The organism is Pseudomonas sp. F1_0610 (genome assembly GCF_047470865.1).
Classification (GTDB): Bacteria; Pseudomonadota; Gammaproteobacteria; order Pseudomonadales; family Pseudomonadaceae; genus JAZDRH01.
On record NZ_JAZDRH010000020.1, the window covers coordinates 42402 to 57347 of the forward strand.

General features: G+C 42.6%; 14 protein-coding genes. 10 read left to right on the top strand and 4 right to left on the bottom strand.

Annotated features, from left to right (window positions below; all coding sequences use genetic code 11):
- Positions 1-32: 32 nt before the first annotated feature.
- Positions 33-1520 carry a malate dehydrogenase (quinone) gene (gene mqo, locus VQ643_RS11605; RefSeq protein ID WP_414199950.1) on the bottom strand — a complete coding sequence of 496 codons (1488 nt, stop codon included), beginning with the start codon at positions 1518-1520 and terminating at the stop codon, positions 33-35.
- A 525-nt stretch (positions 1521-2045) separates the two neighbouring features.
- On the opposite strand from mqo, the gene VQ643_RS11610 reads away from it, so the two are divergent.
- The 8 genes from VQ643_RS11610 to VQ643_RS11645 all read left to right on the top strand — a co-directional run bounded on the left by VQ643_RS11610 (position 2046) and on the right by VQ643_RS11645 (position 10246).
- Positions 2046-2630, top strand: coding sequence for a YajG family lipoprotein (locus tag VQ643_RS11610; RefSeq protein ID WP_414199951.1), 585 nt, complete (start codon positions 2046-2048; stop codon positions 2628-2630).
- Between the two features lie 8 nt (positions 2631-2638).
- The gene (gene miaA / locus VQ643_RS11615) at positions 2639-3604 is read left to right on the top strand and encodes a tRNA (adenosine(37)-N6)-dimethylallyltransferase MiaA (RefSeq protein WP_414199952.1); all 966 of its coding nucleotides are present in this window, start codon (positions 2639-2641) and stop codon (positions 3602-3604) included.
- 58 nt (positions 3605-3662) lie between these two features.
- Positions 3663-3908 carry an RNA chaperone Hfq gene (hfq, locus tag VQ643_RS11620; protein WP_414199953.1) on the top strand — a complete coding sequence of 82 codons (246 nt, stop codon included), beginning with the start codon at positions 3663-3665 and terminating at the stop codon, positions 3906-3908.
- Positions 3909-3925: 17 nt separating this feature from the next.
- Positions 3926-5224: a ribosome rescue GTPase HflX gene (hflX, locus tag VQ643_RS11625; RefSeq protein ID WP_414199954.1), complete on the top strand. Its 1299-nt coding sequence runs from the start codon at positions 3926-3928 to the stop codon at positions 5222-5224.
- 84 nt (positions 5225-5308) lie between these two features.
- The gene (gene hflK / locus VQ643_RS11630) at positions 5309-6517 is read left to right on the top strand and encodes an FtsH protease activity modulator HflK (protein WP_414199955.1); all 1209 of its coding nucleotides are present in this window, start codon (positions 5309-5311) and stop codon (positions 6515-6517) included.
- Positions 6517-7389, top strand: a complete 873-nt coding sequence (hflC, locus tag VQ643_RS11635; protein WP_414199956.1) for a protease modulator HflC — start codon at positions 6517-6519, stop codon at positions 7387-7389. The genes hflK and hflC overlap by 1 nt, the downstream gene beginning before the upstream one ends.
- A 305-nt stretch (positions 7390-7694) precedes the next feature.
- Positions 7695-8879: an ATP phosphoribosyltransferase regulatory subunit gene (locus tag VQ643_RS11640; protein ID WP_414199957.1), complete on the top strand. Its 1185-nt coding sequence runs from the start codon at positions 7695-7697 to the stop codon at positions 8877-8879.
- Between the two features lie 68 nt (positions 8880-8947).
- Positions 8948-10246, top strand: coding sequence for an adenylosuccinate synthase (locus VQ643_RS11645; RefSeq protein WP_414199958.1), 1299 nt, complete (start codon positions 8948-8950; stop codon positions 10244-10246).
- Between the two features lie 49 nt (positions 10247-10295).
- Here VQ643_RS11645 and VQ643_RS11650 read toward each other — a convergent pair whose 3' ends face one another.
- From VQ643_RS11650 to VQ643_RS11660, 3 genes are read right to left on the bottom strand one after another with little or no spacing between them, the layout of a single operon-like run.
- Positions 10296-10964: a hypothetical protein gene (locus VQ643_RS11650; protein ID WP_414199959.1), complete on the bottom strand. Its 669-nt coding sequence runs from the start codon at positions 10962-10964 to the stop codon at positions 10296-10298.
- 2 nt (positions 10965-10966) lie between these two features.
- The gene (locus VQ643_RS11655; RefSeq protein ID WP_414199960.1) at positions 10967-11452 is read right to left on the bottom strand and encodes a DUF2004 domain-containing protein; all 486 of its coding nucleotides are present in this window, start codon (positions 11450-11452) and stop codon (positions 10967-10969) included.
- 1 nt (position 11453) lies between these two features.
- Positions 11454-12122 (bottom strand): DUF6882 domain-containing protein, encoded by a 669-nt coding sequence (locus tag VQ643_RS11660; protein ID WP_414199961.1) that lies wholly within the window; start codon positions 12120-12122, stop codon positions 11454-11456.
- Positions 12123-12273: 151 nt separating this feature from the next.
- Between VQ643_RS11660 and VQ643_RS11665 the strand changes: the two genes are divergently transcribed.
- Both VQ643_RS11665 and VQ643_RS11670 read left to right on the top strand, forming a co-directional pair.
- Complete coding sequence (locus VQ643_RS11665) at positions 12274-14058, top strand: cation:proton antiporter (protein ID WP_414199962.1); 1785 nt, start codon at positions 12274-12276, stop codon at positions 14056-14058.
- A gap of 74 nt (positions 14059-14132) precedes the next feature.
- On the top strand, positions 14133-14591 hold the full coding sequence (locus tag VQ643_RS11670) for a hypothetical protein (RefSeq protein WP_414199963.1): 459 nt from the start codon (positions 14133-14135) through the stop codon (positions 14589-14591).
- The last annotated feature ends 355 nt before the right edge of the window (positions 14592-14946 follow it).

The following is a 14946-nucleotide window of genomic DNA, read 5'->3' on the forward strand; positions in this document are numbered from 1 at the left end:
AAAAGCCGAACACTAAGTTCGGCTTTTTTGTTTTATGCCAGCTTGAGTAAGCTGTTTGAACGAGCCTGTACTTGGTGGTACAGCTGTGCATTGGTTTCTAGCTCTTTTAGTGGTGCAGGGAAAATCTTATTGAGTTTCTCTTGCCATTCATCAGAGGCTAGCTTGTCAGCAAAGCAACGCTTAATTAAATCAAGCATTACAGAAACAGCTACAGAAGCCCCAGGCGAAGCGCCTAGTAGAGCTGCGAGGCTGCCATCTTCAGACGCAACAAGCTCAGTCCCAAATTGTAAAGAACCACCTTTATCTGCATCTTTTTTGATGATTTGTACGCGCTGACCTGCAATTTCAATGCGCCAATCTTTAGGATCCAGCTCAGGATAGAATTTGCGTAACGCATCAAGGCGTTGATTAAATGTTTGGCGCACTTCACTGATGAGGTACTTGGTTAAATCCATATTGTCGCGAGCAACGCATAACATGGGTTTTAAATTGCTTGGGCGTACCGAGAAGAATAAGTCGGTAAATGAGCCATTTTTCAAGAATTTTGTCGTAAATCCAGCAAAAGGGCCAAACAGTAGCGAAGTTTTACCATCAACTACGCGTGTGTCTAAGTGTGGTACTGACATAGGCGGTGCATCAACGCCAGCAAGGCTGTAGACCTTGGCTTTATGTAATGCAGCAATATCAGGATTATCGCAGCGCAACCACTGGCCGCTAACTGGGAAGCCGCCATAGATTTTGCCTTCAGGAATACCAGATTTCTGCAGCAGGGTTAGCGCTGCGCCACCAGCACCTAAGAACAGAAAGCGCGCTTGAATATCGCGTTTAGCGCCTGTGTCTAGGTTTTTGCTCGTAACATGCCAAATGCCGTCAATGCGCTTGATGGCAACGACTTTTTGGCGGTATGACTGTTTAGTACCTGGTTGCTGGGCTAAATAATCTAACAGTTGGCGAGTAAGTCCACCAAAGTTCACGTCAGAGCCATGCACTACACGAGTTGCAGCCATTTTTTGTTGAGGGTCGCGCCCCTTCATCATTAATGGCATCCACTCTTGTAGAGTGGTGAAGTCATCGGTGTACTCCATTTCGCTAAAAGCGTGGTGTTCTTTCATTACCTCGAAGCGCTTTTTGAGGAATGGAATATCTTTTTCCTCTTGTACAAAACTCATATGAGGTACAGGAGTAATAAAGTTGCGTGGATCACCGAAGATGCCTGTCTCAACTAAGTGAGCCCAGAACTGTTTGGATTCTTCGAATTTGGCGTTGATATTGATCGCTTTGTTGGGAGAAATAGAACCATCATTGGCTTGCGGTGTGTAATTTAATTCGCATAAACCCGCGTGACCGGTGCCAGCGTTGTTCCACGGGTTGGAGCTTTCCAGTGCTCCAGCTTCCATTTGTTCCACGATCTCCATGGTAAGGCTTGGATCAAGCTCTTTAAGTAAAACGGACAGCGTTGAACTCATGACGCCAGCTCCGACGAGCAGGACGTCCAACGTTGCGTGATTATCTTGCGCCATTAGCGATTCTCCAGAATGCAAAAGCAAAGGATGCTAAAAACTTGCAGTGTGATTCATAAAACGGCAATTAATTAGCAGTAAAGCTATAGGAGGTTTTGCGTGAGATAGAAACGCTAAACTCTTCATCATTTGCCACACTTTTATGAAGTTGTGAAACCATTTACCCATGATTTGATAAAACATGGACGTGGATTGTCATACAAGAGCACCTTACAGGGCTCCTTATGACGAAGGCTAAATTAATAACGGCATAAGCAGGCGACTAGGTGTAAATCTGCAGTTAGCAGAGTGACTGTAACTAATCGTCGTTTATTGTCGGGCTAACATTATAACGATGATTTTACAAAAAACGATTCCCTAAAGGATTTTTTATTTATTCAAAAGTCGAATATCAAAGACAATCATTGGTCTAATTGGCAGGCAAAATGCTTGAAAACGAAAGACTTGGATAATTTGGTGTCTAGCATAGGTAGTTGGAATGACTATTGATATACTGGGCAGCATGATTGATAACGGAGCGGCAAAATGTCAAAAAAAAGAGTATTTGCAGGTGTGATATTGGCTTTTATTGGCTTGTCTGGTTGTGGCTTAAGTCCACAAACACTTGCCCCTCAGCCACAAATTACAGAGCAGTTTTCGCGTGTAGCTAATGGTCAGCAAGTCTATGTTAGTGTTATGGATAACCGTCCATCTCCCGTTTTAGGCTCACGCGGTGGTAGCTATGCGGATACTAGTACAGTATCTGTCAAAGCCGAGCGTATTCTTCCTCGTCTACGTGCTGAAATTGATACCGTGTTACGTCAACAAGGTTTTATTCCGGTAAGCCAGCCTACTAATGGTGCTGAGCTTGTTGTGAGTTTGGAAAGCCTAACCTATAAAGTGCCAAATAACTCCAATGTGGCTAATAAAGTGATAGTGACTGCCCAATTTAAAGCAACAGCGCATAAGTTGGGGCAAAACTTTACGGGAAGCTATAATGCTAATATAGAACGTGGTTTTGTCGTGGCACCTAATCAAGAGAAAAATGAACGTGTTATAGCAGAAGCGCTTTCTGATGCCTTGGTACGTGTCTTTAAAGATCCATCGTTGACGCGTATTTTGGCGCAATAAGGTTAGTTATGCAGCAGTTTCCGCCGGTCATTTTTCTAATGGGGCCAACCGCCTCAGGGAAAACCAACTTGGCAATGGCTTTAAGTGAGGTGCTACCTTGCGACTTAATTAGTGTCGATTCGGCATTAATCTATAGGCAAATGGATATTGGCACGGCTAAACCAAGCGCAGATGAGCTAAAAAAATATCCACATGCTTTGGTGGATATTTTAGATCCAATAGAAAGTTACTCCGCCGCCCAATTTAGAAGCGATGCCTTAGCCTTAATGGCTAAAAGCACAGCACAAGGGCGAATTCCTCTATTGGTTGGCGGGACTATGCTGTATTACAAAACCTTGTTTGAAGGCATTGCTACTATGCCAGAAACCTCATTAGAGGTGAGAGCCATGCTTGAGCAACAGCTACAAGAACAAGGTTTAGCTTGGTTACATGCTGAATTAGAAAAAGTGGATGCTGATTCAGCAGCACGCATTAATATTAATGATACCCAGCGCATTATTCGTGCTTTAGAAATATGGCACCTAAGCGGAAAGAGTATGAGTTGGCATTTAATGCAGCAAAAGTTAGAAAAACAACGTCAAGAACAAGCAGGCAAACGAAATTTACCTTATACTGTTAAGACGTTTGCTATTGCGCCATTAGAGCGCAGCGTTTTGCATGAACGTATTGCGCAACGTTTTCAACTTATGTTGCAACAAGGTTTTATTGAAGAGGTCCAGAAATTACGTGCTCGCGGTGATCTACATATGGGGTTGCCATCTATGCGGGCAGTAGGATATCGCCAAGTTTGGGAATATCTCGATGGCGATTGTAGTTTCGATGAAATGCAGGCTCGTGGTATAGCAGCAACGCGTCAACTAGCAAAGCGCCAATTTACTTGGCTGCGCAGTTGGTCTGATGCACATTGGTTGGATAGTTTGGCAACTGATAATTTATCAACTGCCTTGAAACTGCTTAATAATGCCCCATCTTAGGCTTTAGCAGTTTTTTATAAATAGTTTAATAATATTTTCCTCTTAAGGAGTAGCGCTCATGTCAAAAGGGCACACACTACAAGACCCTTACTTAAACATCCTTCGTAAGGAACGCGTACCAGTTTCTATTTATTTAGTAAATGGTATTAAATTACAAGGTCAGATTGAGTCTTTCGATCAGTTTGTAATTTTATTGAAAAACACCGTAAGTCAAATGGTTTACAAACATGCTATTTCAACAGTTGTGCCTAGCCGTCCAGTACGTCTACCAACTGAAGATGAGGCAGAAGTAGGTAACCTTTAATCTAAGTTGAGGCTGCATTGGATCATCAAAGCGCACATGCTGAGCGGGTAATTTTAGTTCATCTGGAAGGAAATGATCCCCAGCTGCGAGAAGATCCGCATGAATTCCTCGAATTAGTAACCTCAGCGGGCGCGCAAGTTGCCCGCTTTGTTACTGTCTCTCGTCATCAGCCAACTGCTCGGTTTTTAATTGGCAGTGGTAAGGTTGATGAGTTACGTTTTTTAGTGCAAGAGTTAGAAGTTGACTTAGTCATTTTTAACCATGCATTAACGCCTAGCCAAGAACGCAATTTGTCACGCGAATTAGAATGTCGTGTGATTGATCGTGTTGGGCTTATTCTTGATATTTTTGCCCAGCGTGCGAATACGCACGAAGGCAAGTTGCAAGTCGAACTGGCTCAGCTTGAGCATATATCTTCCCGTTTGGTGCATAGTCGCACCTACCTTAGCCGCCAGCAAGGCGGTATTGGTTTGCGTGGACCAGGCGAAACACAGTTAGAGAGCGATCGTCGCTTGTTGCGCATACGGGTGCAGCAAATTAAAGCGCGTTTAGAGAAGGTACGCAATCAGCGTGAATTAGCACGTCGCGCGCGTAAGCGTGCAGAGATTCCGGCCGTTTCTATTGTAGGTTATACCAATGCTGGAAAATCCACGCTGTTTAATAGTTTGACGCAAGAGGAAGTCTACGCAGCCGACCAGCTTTTTGCGACGCTTGATCCTACGGTGCGGCGCTATCATTTACCTGATGTCGGACCTATCACCTTAACGGACACTGTTGGATTTATTCGGCATTTGCCGCATAAATTAGTCGAAGCCTTTAGAGCAACATTAGAGGAATCAGCGAATGCTGATTTACTCTTACATGTTATAGATGCAGCATCGCTTGAGCGTGATGAGCACATAGTGCAAGTTCATACAGTACTTGATGAAATTGGTGCAAAAGATATTCCTACTTTGGAAATCTATAATAAAATTGATTTATTATCAGATGTACCGGCTCATATACAACGAGATGCAGATGGCAAACCAGTGCGAGTTTGGGTTAGTGCCATGCATAATCAAGGCTTAATTTTAATAGCTCAGGCTATGTCGGAGTTATTAGGTGAAGAAATCTATACAGGTACGTTGTGCCTACCTCAGAAGTTAGGTAGGGTGCGAGGTAAGCTGTTTGCATTAGGTGCTGTACAGCAAGAGCAATTCTCAGAGTCAGGTGAAAGCATTTTAACGCTTCGCATGCCTAAAATTGACTTAAACCGATTACTCAGTCACGAGCAATTTGAAATCGAAACCTTTCTACAAACTTATGCAATCAAATAGGTATTTTTGCCTAGATTAAAATGTATCTTTTTGATTAAGATACAAGGTTGTTATGTATGTGTACCTTGCTAAATGGAGAGTGTTATGGCCTGGAATGAACCGGGTGGCAACTCAAATGATAAAGACCCTTGGGGAAACTCAGACAAGGGGAAAAAGAATAATGAGCGCCCAAGCCAAAATGACTTGGACGAAACCTTACGCAAGCTGCAAGATGGCGTGACTAGCCTTTTCGGTAAGAAAGGCAAAAGCGGCTCTGGATCTGGCGGTAGTGGGTTACCTAAGCAGGGCGGCGTTGGAATAGCGATTATTGCTATCTTAATAGTACTTGGCGTATGGCTATATAACTGTGTTTATGTAGTTGATCAGCAAGAGCAAGCTGTTGTACTGCGTTTTGGTAAATATCATGACACCGTAGGTCCTGGTTTGCATATTTACTTTCCGCCAATGGATAAAAAGTTTCAAGAAAACACAACGAAAGAACGCAGTTATTCGTCAACAGGGCAGATGCTGACTGAAGATGAAAATATTGTAGAAGTACCTTTAACCGTTCAGTATAAAATATCTGATGTTAAAAAGTTTGTGCTTAATGTAGCTGATCCTGAGCGTAGTTTAGAGCAGGCAACAGATAGTGCCTTGCGTCATGTAGCAGGTTCTATGAGTATGGACCAAGTTATTGTTAGTGGTCGTGCAATACTGGCAACTGATACTCAAGTGCGTCTGCAAACCTTTATGGATAACTATGGCACAGGTATTTCTGTTACTCAGGTAAACGTGCAGAATGCTCAGGCGCCAGGTGCAGTGCAAGATGCCTTTGATGATGTTATTCGTGCTCGTGAAGACGAACAGCGTGAGAAAAACCAAGCAGATACCTATGCTCGAGGCATAGTGCCGGAAGCACGTGGTCAAGCTCAACGTTTGTTAGAAGATGCACAAGGTTATCGTGATGAGGTGGTAGCTAAAGCAGAAGGTGAAGCGCAGCGCTTTAATCAACTGTATGCAGAATATCGCAAGGCGCCTGAAGTCACTCGTCAGCGTATGTATATTGAAACTATGCAAGATGTATTAAGTAGTACAAGCAAGGTGATGATTTCTGGTGATCAAGGTAAAAACAGCTTGCTGTATTTACCACTGGATAAAATGCTAGAAAATCGCCCTGCACGGACCGTAAATCCATCAGCTAGCAGTATCTATACTGAGCCAGCTGCTAATGCGGCAACTCAATCGTCAGCTAGCAGCACTAATGCGGCAACTCGTATCACGCCGCCTAGCTCTCGTACACGGGAGATGCGTTAATGTCTAATAAATCTCTTTTTGCCATTATTGGTGCAGCGTTATTAGCTATTGTAGCTTTTAATTGCTTGTATATAGTGACGCAAACACAAAGAGCAGTATTGCTTGAGTTTGGTAAAGTTGCTGAGCCTAATGTAGAGCCTGGTTTGCACTTCAAACTACCTTACATTAACCAAGTGCGGATCTTTGATGGTCGAATCTTAACCTTAGAAGCGAGTAAACAGCGTTTTCTAACATCTGAGAAAAAAGCTGTAATGGTTGATGCCTTTGCTAAATGGCAGATTGAAAATCCAGAACAGTTCTACACAGCGGTTTCAGGTGATAGAAACTTGGCGGATGACCGTTTACGTCAGCGCTTAGAATCAGGCTTGCGTAATGAGTTTGGTAAAAGAACCTTGCGTGAAGTAGTTTCAGGTCAGCGTGATGAATTGATGGGCACTATCACGGCTTCGTTGAATAAAATGGCCATGAAAGAGCTAGGCATCAAAGTCATCGATGTGCGTGTTAAGGCCATTGACTTGCCTGATGAGGTTAGTAACAGCGTATTTGAACGTATGCGCACAGAACGTGAGCGTGAAGCCCGCGAGCATCGTGCTCAAGGTCGTGAGCTTGCAGAAGGTATTCGTGCAGACGCCGATCGTCAAAAACGTGTTATTTTAGCAGATGCTTATCGCGATGCTGAAAAAATACGTGGTGAAGGAGATGCGAAAGCTACCATCATTTACGCTAATGCATTTGGTCAAGATACTGAGTTCTATGCCTTTATTCGTAGCTTGCAAGCTTATCGTCAAAGCTTTGCTAATAAGAGCGATGTTTTAGTGCTAAGCCCAGATAATGAATTCTTTAAGTATTTAGAGAATACTAAGCGTAATTAACCATGAAGCCTAAGATGAATGGAGTAATCCATTCATCTTAACTTGTTGAATAAGGGTGACCTTCCAGCAAAACATGGTATGATAAGCCAAGCCGGGAACATGCCCGGCTTTTTTGCGTTTGTGATCTTGGTGATTGTGCATTTTATCGTGTTAAAGCAACTCTTTGTATCGCAGGGCTGGTTGAAACTATTGGCTAGTCAGCATGATTTTCAAGAGGGTTAACCTCTATTATTTATATTCATCTGTTAAAAGTTCTATAGGCGGCACATAGGCTGTCAAAGATGGTTTGATAGAAGGAAGGCGTTATGGCAACTGTAGACCGCTGGTTATTACCAGATGGCATCGAAGAAGTTCTGCCGCCACAAGCGGCGTCGATTGAAACAACGCGCCGTCATATGTTGGACTTATTCCAACAATGGGGCTACGAGTATGTAGTTACCCCGCATATTGAGTTTTTAGAGTCATTATTGACGGGTACAGGTCAAGATTTAGATCTGCGTACTTTTAAGGTCACTGACCCTGGGTCGGGTCGGCAAATGGGCTTTAGAGCAGATATTACACCTCAAGTTGCTCGTTTAGATGCTCATAGTTTACGCCGCGAAGGCCCAGTTCGCCTTTGCTATGCTGGTAGTGTTGTGCATGCGTTACCTCGTGCTTTGTCTACTTCTCGCAGCCCTATTCAGTTAGGTGCCGAAGTTTATGGTGATGCTAGTAATGCAGCTGATATTGAAGTTATTAGCTTGATGTTGGAATGCCTTGCACAAGCCAAGGTGCCTAACGTGCATATCGATCTAGGTCATGTAGGCATTTATCGTGGGCTAGCGCAAGCAGCAGGTTTAAGTTCAACAATTGAGCAGCAGTTATTTGATGCGCTACAGCGTAAGGCAAACTGTGAAATTCAAGAGTTAACAGCCAGTTTAAACGGCGACTATGCGCATATGTTTAATGCGCTGAGTACTTTATGTGGTGGGCAAGAGGTACTAGCTCAAGCAAAAGCTGTTTTTGCTCATGCCCCAGCCTCAGTGCGTGCTGCTTTAAATGACCTTGAACAAATAGCTGAAACCCTTTCTCAGCGTTTCCCAAGCTTGCCTATGTATTTTGATTTAGGCGAGCTACGCGGTTACCACTACCATACAGGCGTTGTTTTTGCTGCTTTTGTATTGGGTCAAGGTGGAGCTATTGCGCAGGGTGGACGTTATGACGATATAGGTGCGGTTTTTGGTCGTGCGCGCCCTGCAACAGGCTTTTCTACGGACTTAAAAAGCTTAGTAACATTAGGACAGATGGAAGTGGCGCAATATCCCGCTAGTATTTGGGCGCCAGCTTCATCAGATAACGAATTATGGCAAGCTATTTCAGCGTTGCGCGCCCAAGGTCATCGTGTAGTGCAGGCATTGCCTGAACAAACACAAGAATCTGCTGCTGCAGTAGGTTGCGACCGAATATTGGTGTTCAAAAACAACCAGTGGCTTGTTGAAACTTTAAGTTAAATCGCGCTTAAGCGTAAATTTACAGAGCTAGGAAACTAGCTATCAATTTGCATAAAGAGGCAAATGCAATGGGTAAGAATGTTGTCGTTCTGGGCACTCAATGGGGTGATGAAGGTAAGGGTAAGATCGTTGATCTACTTACCGAACAAGCTGCTGCCGTAGTGCGCTTTCAAGGCGGGCACAACGCAGGTCACACCTTAGTAATTGACGGCGAAAAAACCGTTTTGCACTTAATTCCATCAGGTATTTTACGTGACAACGTAGAATGTATGATCGGTAACGGTGTAGTGGTTGCTCCAGACGCATTGATGAAAGAAATTACTAAGCTGGAAGAAAAGGGTGTACCTGTACGTGAGCGTTTACGTATTAGCCCAGCTTGTACTTTGATTCTCCCTTATCACGTTGCGCTGGATCAGGCCCGCGAAGCAAGCCGTAAAGAAGGTAAAATTGGCACAACAGGCCGTGGTATTGGCCCAGCTTACGAAGACAAAGTAGCTCGTCGTGGTTTACGAGTAGGTGACTTGTTTAACCCTGAGCGTTTTGCTGAAAAATTGCGTGAAGTATTAGATCTACACAACTTTACGTTGCAAAACTACTACAAAGTAGAGCCAGTGGATTTCCAAAAAACATTAGATGAGGCGTTAGCTTTTGCAAAAGAGCTACAGCCGATGATTTTGGATGTTACTGCACGTCTAAGCGAGCTGCGCAAAGCAGGCGCGCATATTATGTTTGAAGGTGCGCAAGGTTCGTTGTTGGATATTGACCACGGTACTTATCCTTACGTAACTAGCTCAAGCACAACTGCCGGTGGCACAGCAACAGGTTCAGGCTTTGGCCCACTCTACCTAGATTACATTTTAGGTATTACTAAAGCCTATACCACACGTGTAGGTTCAGGCCCTTTCCCAACCGAATTGTTTGATGATGTAGGCCAGCGCTTAGCTACTAAAGGTCATGAGTTTGGTGCTACTACAGGCCGTGCGCGTCGTTGTGGTTGGTTTGACTCAGTTATTTTGCGTCGTACTGCTGAAATCAACAGCCTATCAGGTATTTGCTTGACTAAACTTGACGTATTAGATGGCTTGGAAACCGTGAAAATTTGCGTGGCGTATAAAGACGCACAAGGCAACTTGCTAAAGGATGCGCCAACTGATGCTGATAGCTATGTTGGTTTAACCCCTGTGTATGAAGAAATGGCAGGTTGGAGTGAGTCTACTGTTGGCGTAAAAGACATGAAAGAGCTACCAGCAGCGGCATTAGCTTATATTAAGCGCATTGAAGACTTGGTTGGTACACCCATTGATATTGTATCTACAGGCCCGGACCGCGTTGAAACTATTATCTTACGCAACCCTTATGGCGCTTAAGTAATAGTAAAAAACCGACTCAAATGAGTCGGTTTTTATTTGCGAGTACTTAGCAATAAATAACTAACTTTCCACCGCTAAAACAACTGCTATAACCATTAAGCCATAATTCAAAATAAGGCCGTAAAAAGTCTTGCTCAGGTTTATCTGTGAACGCTGGATATTGTAGGTAATAGGCAAGCGGGTAATGGCAGGCAATAGAATAATAGGCTTCTTGCAATAGTGCTAATCGCGGATCTGTAAAGGCTTGCCCCATTGCCCAGTCGGTTAGCAGTTCATACAGCTCGTTTTCTAAATCATCTGTTTTAGGCGCTCTTTTTCTTGGTTGAGTGATAACCTCTATTTGATGTACTGAATCAAGCTGCTGAGCAATCTCGGGGGCATTACAAAATAACGCAAAGTCTTTTAGATAGGCTATATGCTGCTGGCCTAATTGTGTAAGTTTGTTTTCAATATTACGTTGCGCTTCAGGGCAGAAATAACCAGGTACAGCACCTTCAGCAAGCAAATGCTTGTAACGTTGAGAGGTCGCTGTATAAATAGGCAAAATTCGCTCTTGCAACAGGTGGCCATTTTTTAATGGTTTAAAGACAGCCTCTATGCCTTCAGCATCTGGCATAAAACACTGGAAAAGCCCGAAAAATACATCATCTTCAGGTATAGAGCCTGTTGTTTCTTCGTCCAAAATGGACAGTAACCTATTTGCATATTCCAGCATGCTTAGCTTTCCATCACGATATCAATTACCTTGCCTGAAGCTGTTAAGGCAACGCTTAATAGATAGTTAGTAAATTCAGGATCCAGTTGTATATCTACAATAGCAAAACTATCATCATCCCCTGGATAAATGCCTATAGATGTCAACTGTAATGCTTGTAAGAAAAGTTCTGGTGTGACGTTTTGTGTGTCAAAAAAGCCTAGTTTGTCATCTTCAGACATGTTTTCTAAATGGTGTTGTTGATAATGGGCGGATGTGCTTGATGAATGCTTAAGTTCTGCCGCTATAGCCGCAAAAGCGCTATCAATATGCTGTTCTAATTGTTGTAAAAAAGCACTTAACTGTTTTAGCTTTTCAGCATTCACCTCAGCATCTTCACAATCAATAAAAATAAAAGATTTAAAGCCTTTTATGAGAACATCTTCCACTTCATAAAAACCAGTAGGCAGTGCGTTTTCATCAATTCCAAAGTCACTTAATTGCATCATCTTAGCCCACCCTTAAAGAGGTTAAACGGTCGAACTCATCAAATTCAGCTTGAATGCTAAGGTTGTTTTTAGTGGCTAGGGTATTTTTCCAGACCTTAAAACCTTTATCTCTTAGGTAGTGGGCGAATGCTTTTCTATGATTCATTTCAAAGAGAGAAATGGTTTGTGAAAAGACACTACTAATTCGCGCGCAGTCGTCGCTATCAGCATCATCAATAGATTTGTCATTGATAGTCATTAACAAAATTCCATCACCGTAGTCAGCGGCGTAATAGCAGCTATTACTTAGCATTCCAGAGCTGAGCATGCCCAGTAAATGTACTTGTTGCTGTTCAATTTCTTGCATATCTTGGGTAAATATGGGGATATCATGTTCTTCGCCAAAATTTTTCAAAGCCAAGGCTTGCTCTAATAAAGCAGGTGGAAGTTCCCATTGTGTATTGGCCCAGCTCCACAGCCATGTACTTGTTGCATGGGAAAAAGTGCCGAGTACTTGGATGTCAAAGCAGATATCCTCAGCAAAATAGAGTTTTTGTGTATCTAAATCGACACGCCAATCACGATCGCCAATCACTTCTGAAAGATTATATTGTTTGTCATAGCCGCTGACGGCAAAACGCTCGATGAGCTCTTGCTCTGTGGTGTAAATCAGCGTATTTAATTTATCCATTCTAAGAATCCATATTGGCCGTTAAGAGATGCAGGCGAAGGTGAGATATTAGTCATCTAATTAGTACAAAGTAATACTTTTACGTCACAACATAAAGATAAAAGCGTTAGTATGCGCTGGCCGTGTTTACTTTAAGGATAAAGGTAGAGTTATGTCGTTATCGACTTCTATGATTGTTGTAATTATTGGTGCAGGCTCATTGATAGCACAATGGATTGCTTGGGGCTTACGTGTTCCTGCTATTTTGCCGTTACTTATTTTAGGCATAACACTAGGGCCTGTGACTGGCGTATTAAATCCAGATGAAACCTTCGGTAGTTTGCTTTTTCCACTGGTATCTTTATCAGTGGCTATTATTCTTTTTGAAGGCTCTTTGACGCTTAAGTTTTCAGAGATCAAAGGCTTAGGTAATGTAGTGCGCAACCTTGTTAGTGTCGGCATGTTGGCTACATTTGTGGTGGTAGGGCTTAGCTGCTATTGGTTATTAGATTTTCCTGCAGAGCTTTCGGCTTTAGTTGGTGCTGTTACAGTCGTAACAGGGCCAACAGTGATTGCGCCTTTAATGCGAGTGGTGCGTCCGAAAGCAAGTGTGAACCGCGTGTTGCGCTGGGAAGGCATTGTCATTGATCCCGTGGGTGCGATTTTTACTGTCTTGGTATTTAACTTTATTGTGTTGCGCCAAGACCACCAGTCATTAACTAATCTGCTATTTATTTTTGCTGAAACTGTCGCTGCAGGCCTATTTATGGGCGTTGCATTTGGCTATTTATTAGGCGTTGCGTTACGCCGTGTGTGGATTCCACATTACCTGCAAAACCTTGCTGTTTTGTCATTGGTTATTGGTGCTTTTGGTTTATCTAATGCTTGGGTTGAAGAGTCGGGCTTGTTAACTGTAACTGTGATGGGCATCTGGCTTGCCAATATGCGCGACGTTAATATCAGTGATATTTTGCGTTTCAAAGAAGAGCTGGCAACGATTTTAATTTCGGCATTATTTATCATTTTAGCTGCCCGTTTAGATTTACCATCCTTGATTGAAATGGGCTGGCCTATATTAGGTCTGTTAGTGATTATTCAATTTGTGGCGCGACCTATTTGTATTGCGCTGTCCACTTTGGGTTCTAATTTGGATTGGCGAGAAAAAGCATTGCTCTCATGGATTGCTCCGCGTGGTATTGTCGCTGCTGCCGTTAGTTCTTTATTTGCACTTAGCCTTGAACGTATAGGATTTGCTGATGCCAACAAACTCGTTACAGTGGTTTTTGCGGTTATTATTGGCACTGTCGTATTTCAAAGTTTGACCAGCACCTTGGTTGCTAAATTGCTAAAAGTGCAACAAAGTAAGCCAAATGGAATAGTCATCATTGGTGGTAATTATGTCGCGCGCACTGTTGCTCAAGCACTTATCAAACTTAAAGTACCAGTTCTAGTGACAGACAGTAGTTGGGAATATTATCGCCAAGCGCGTATGGACGGTATTCCTGCTTATTTTGGTAATGCTTATTCAGAGCATGCAGAAAACTTCTTAGATTTGAGCAATACCGCACAAGTATGGGCGTTATCACCAAACCGCCATCAAAACGAATTGGCGGCTTATCACTTTGGGCATATGATTGGCGAAAATAAAGTCTTTACAATTCGCTCAACAGCCGGCAGTAAATCAGTAACCAATAGCGATAATAAGCGCTTTCGGCGTCATGAAAATCTCTTTAATCCTGATGCAACCTATTCACGTTTAAGCTTAATGCTGGCTAAAGGTGCAACCATTAAACCTACGAAGCTAAATGAAACGTTTGGCTGGAATGAATATTTGCAGCAATATCAGGATGTTATTCCTTTGTTTTATATGGATGTGGATGAAAAGCTGCATGCTATGGAAGAGGGCAGTATTCCTCCAGTACCTTGTACTCTGATTGCTTTAGTGCAATCAGCATAATGCAGGCCACTCTATCGGCGCAGCTGCAACAAATTATTGATGCAGTGCTGCCTTCTATCACAGAGCTATCGTATTTGCTAAACGATGGCGATGTGCTGGATGCTCAGCTATGTATTAAATTTTTCCAAGAAGTCGTAGCTGAGCAATCGGTTATGAGGGAAGAATATATTTTACACTGTGCTCAGGAGGGTAAGCTGGGCAATCTTTTGGCTAGTTATATTCACCAATCTGCAATAGGTTATAGCGCCAAAATAAGCTGGAAAGAGGCAGGATCAGGGCTAAACTGGTTGCAGGAAATAAGCAAAATAGAAAGCATTCCAATCTCACTGAAGGCTTTGAATATAAATACTGATTTAGATTTAAACGAGGTATTTAAGGTAGTAGCACAGCCGCTCAAGCAAGCAGGTTATATATTAGTTGGGCTGGAGACTGACGCGGTTGATAATATCTCAATGCTTATTTCAGAAGTGCAATTTAAAAAGTTTTCAATGATTTGCCAGCAGTTGAATATAACCTTAGTAAACTACGTATAAAATTATAAAAATGGAGCTTAACATGGTTTGGCAGCTCAAGCCTTCTCCTTCTATCATCAGTTGCGAGGTACGTGCTTGTGATGGAAACTACACCCTAGATTCGGCGTAGAGGCCAATGTAAGCACGCTGGCTCGGCCTAAACCTAAGCTAGCACATGATGTTGAGCTTTTTATTAATTTTCCTTTCCCTTAAAATAAAAAGTTATTAAAACTATAGTACTATTTATTAGATTCAATAAAGTTAATGGACAGCAAAGGAAACTGGTACTTCTTGTTTGTTTTTAACTTATACAGGTCCAACATAAAACTATTATGGTTATCGATCGAACTGCCATCTAAAGTAACAAAATAAATAT

Bases quoted from the DNA above. Each gene is read 5' to 3' on its own strand.
- VQ643_RS11665 (WP_414199962.1), top strand. From the start codon at position 12,274: ATGTCGTTATCGACTTCTATGATTGTTGTAATTATTGGTGCAGGCTCA.
- hflC (WP_414199956.1), top strand. From the start codon at position 6,517: ATGTCTAATAAATCTCTTTTTGCCATTATTGGTGCAGCGTTATTAGCT.
- hfq (WP_414199953.1), top strand. From the start codon at position 3,663: ATGTCAAAAGGGCACACACTACAAGACCCTTACTTAAACATCCTTCGT.
- mqo (WP_414199950.1), bottom strand. From the start codon at position 1,520: ATGGCGCAAGATAATCACGCAACGTTGGACGTCCTGCTCGTCGGAGCT.
- VQ643_RS11655 (WP_414199960.1), bottom strand. From the start codon at position 11,452: ATGATGCAATTAAGTGACTTTGGAATTGATGAAAACGCACTGCCTACT.
- VQ643_RS11660 (WP_414199961.1), bottom strand. From the start codon at position 12,122: ATGGATAAATTAAATACGCTGATTTACACCACAGAGCAAGAGCTCATC.
- hflK (WP_414199955.1), top strand. From the start codon at position 5,309: ATGGCCTGGAATGAACCGGGTGGCAACTCAAATGATAAAGACCCTTGG.
- VQ643_RS11640 (WP_414199957.1), top strand. From the start codon at position 7,695: ATGGCAACTGTAGACCGCTGGTTATTACCAGATGGCATCGAAGAAGTT.
- miaA (WP_414199952.1), top strand. From the start codon at position 2,639: ATGCAGCAGTTTCCGCCGGTCATTTTTCTAATGGGGCCAACCGCCTCA.
- VQ643_RS11610 (WP_414199951.1), top strand. From the start codon at position 2,046: ATGTCAAAAAAAAGAGTATTTGCAGGTGTGATATTGGCTTTTATTGGC.
- VQ643_RS11645 (WP_414199958.1), top strand. From the start codon at position 8,948: ATGGGTAAGAATGTTGTCGTTCTGGGCACTCAATGGGGTGATGAAGGT.
- VQ643_RS11650 (WP_414199959.1), bottom strand. From the start codon at position 10,964: ATGCTGGAATATGCAAATAGGTTACTGTCCATTTTGGACGAAGAAACA.